At 70.0% G+C, this 2,564-nt stretch carries 2 protein-coding genes; both read right to left on the reverse strand.

Annotation, left to right across the window (positions count from 1 at the left end):
* Nucleotides 1-306 precede the first annotated feature (306 nt).
* Nucleotides 307-1,512, reverse strand: a complete 1,206-nt coding sequence (locus tag F9929_RS23850) for an IS91 family transposase (protein ID WP_152049048.1) — start codon at nucleotides 1,510-1,512, stop codon at nucleotides 307-309.
* A 4-nt stretch (nucleotides 1,513-1,516) separates the two neighbouring features.
* Nucleotides 1,517-2,425 carry a tyrosine-type recombinase/integrase gene (locus F9929_RS23855; protein ID WP_152049049.1) on the reverse strand — a complete coding sequence of 303 codons (909 nt, stop codon included), beginning with the start codon at nucleotides 2,423-2,425 and terminating at the stop codon, nucleotides 1,517-1,519.
* Between the last annotated feature and the right edge of the window lie 139 nt (nucleotides 2,426-2,564).

A 2,564-nucleotide genomic window follows, 5' to 3' on the forward strand; every position in this document is an offset into this window, starting at 1 on the left:
GCTTTCCTGAAGAGTTTCGGGCGCCGTGAGGCGTACGAAAGTCGCGGAAGACCGAACCCGCGGGATGCCGGTTGGTGGTTTATGGGGTTTTCGGCTGACGGCGGTGCAGGGGCAAGGTGCATCGACCGCCAGATGGTACGGCATGCCGATGGCGCGCCGCCCGGTTTGACGGCGGCAACGTCGCCGTGGCGGGCGAGGACTCGTTGCGAGACCGTCGTCTGACGCCTTTTCCTGCCATGGGGTCGCACGGGATCGCGCCCCGGAGCACATGGTCTCGGGCGGATTGAGTTGCCGTGCCATGCCGGGTCATGGTGATTGCTCCCGGTTCGGTGAGGGGCGCGTCGGCGGCCCACGCGGCTGGCTCCATCGCAGAAGGGTGCCGACGACGCGCATCGCTCCGCCGCAGCACGGACAGGTCGGGCGGATGTCGGGCGGCTCGGGCGTGTCCGGCGCTGTGGTGGCGGGACCGGGCGCAGGCGGTGCGCCGAGAAGCTGGCGGATGCGATCGAGGCCAGCCTTGCGGTTCGGCCCGGTGAGGAACCCGTAGTGCCGGATGCGGTGGAAGCCGCGGGGCAGGACGTGGAGGAGGAACCGGCGGATGAACTCGCCCGCCTCCAGCGTCAGGGTGCGGTGGCGGGCAGCGCCGTCCTGGCGGTAGTCCTTGACGCGGAAGGTGACGGTGCGGCCGTCGAAGGCGATGACGCGGCGCGAGGAGATGGCGACGCGATGGGTGTAGCGCGACAGGTAGGCGAGAACGGCCTCTGGTCCCGCGAAGGGCGGCTTGGCGTAGACCACCCACCTCTTCCTGCGCGTTGGGGCGATATGGCGGGCGAAGGCGCGTGGATCGGCGAGGTGGGCGAGCGCGCCGTGAAAGGCAAGCTTGCCCGCTTTATGGAGAGTGGCGAGCCCTTCGAGGAAGAGGCGTCGGAACAGGGCGCCGAGCACGCGCACCGGCAGGAGGAAGGCGGGACGCGAGGCGATCCAGCGCGATCCGTCCGGCGAGAGGCCGCCGCCGGGCACGATCATGTGGACGTGCGGGTGATGGGTCATCGCCGAGCCCCAGGTGTGGAGCACGGCGGTGAGGCCGATGCGGGCGCCCAGGTGCTTTGGATCGGCGGCGATTGTCGCCATCGTCTCCACCGATGCCCGGAACAGGAGGTCGTAGACAGCCCGCTTATTTTGGAAGGCGACGGTCCCGATCTCGGCGGGAAGCGTGAAGACGACGTGGAAGTAGCCGACGGGCAGGAGGTCGGCTTGGCGCTGGGCAAGCCAGTCGCGCGCGGCTGCGCCCTGGCAGCGCGGGCAATGCCGGTTGCGGCAGGAGTTGTAGGCGATCCGCAGATGGCCGCAGGCGTCGCAGCCCTCGACGTGGCCGCCGAGCGCGGCGGTGCGGCAGTTCTCGATCGCCGACATGACCTTGAGCTCGGCCAAGCTCAAGCGTCCGGCACGGGCCGCCCGGAAGGCGGGGCCGGCAACGCGCAGGATGTCGGCGAGTTCGATCCGCTCGCCCATCGCCTCAGCCAGGCGAGGCCTCCTCGCGGGGAACCAGGGCGAGGCGATCGAGCGGGCTGACGATGGCCCGCACCGTGCGCGTGGCGACCTTGGCATAGAGCGCGGTGGTGTCGAGCTTGGCGTGGCCGAGCAAAACCTGGATGATGCGGATATCGACGCCGTCCTCGAGAAGGTGCGTGGCGAAGGAATGGCGCAGCGTATGCGGCCCGACGCGCTTGGGGATGTCAACCGCCCGCGCCGCCTCCACCACGACGCGGTGAAGCTGGCGGGTCGAGATGGGCCGATCCCAGTTCTGCCCGGGGAACAGCCAGCCCTCGCGATGCAGGATCCCCTGCCGGTGACCCTCGACCCACCATTCGCGCAGGAGCGCGAGGAGATCGGCGGACAGCATGGCGTTACGATCGCGCCCGCCTTTGCCGCGCTCGACGCGCAGAAGCATGCGGGTGGAGTCGACGTCGCCGACCTTCAGCGCCGCCACTTCGGCAACGCGCAGGCCTGCGCCATAGGCGACCGAAAGGGCCGCCAGGTGCTTCAGGCAGACGGTGGCGCCGAGCAGGCGGCGCACCTCGTCCGGGCTCAGCACGTCGGGCAGGCTGCGGGGATAGCGCAGCCGCACCAGCTTGCGGGCGAGATCGGGCCGGTCGATCGTGTGGACGAAGAAGAAGCGCAGCGCCGAGACGACCGCGTTCATCGTCGGCACGCCGAGCCCGGCCTCCTGAAGCGCGATCTGGAAACGGCGCAAATCCTCAGGCGTGGCCGTGTCGGGCGAGCGGCCGAGGAACGAGGCCAGACGCCCGACGTCGCGCAGGTAGTTGCGCTGCGTCTCGGCCCTGAAGCGGCGCATGGTCATGTCGGCGATCAGGCGCTGGCGCAGCGGGCTGACCGCAGCGATGGGAGTGAGGGAGGTCGTCATGGGAAGGCTCCGTCCGGGTAAAGGAGCCGGGATCGTCCGCCCGCACCGGGCGACGCTCAATCAGCGCAACGCGCTCGCATCATTCCGCAAACGACGAAGCCGCCGCCCTTCCCGCGGAAGCGGGTTCGTTCATCCACCC

The organism is Aureimonas psammosilenae, from assembly GCF_009176975.1.
Taxonomy (GTDB): Bacteria; Pseudomonadota; Alphaproteobacteria; order Rhizobiales; family Rhizobiaceae; genus Plantimonas; species Plantimonas psammosilenae.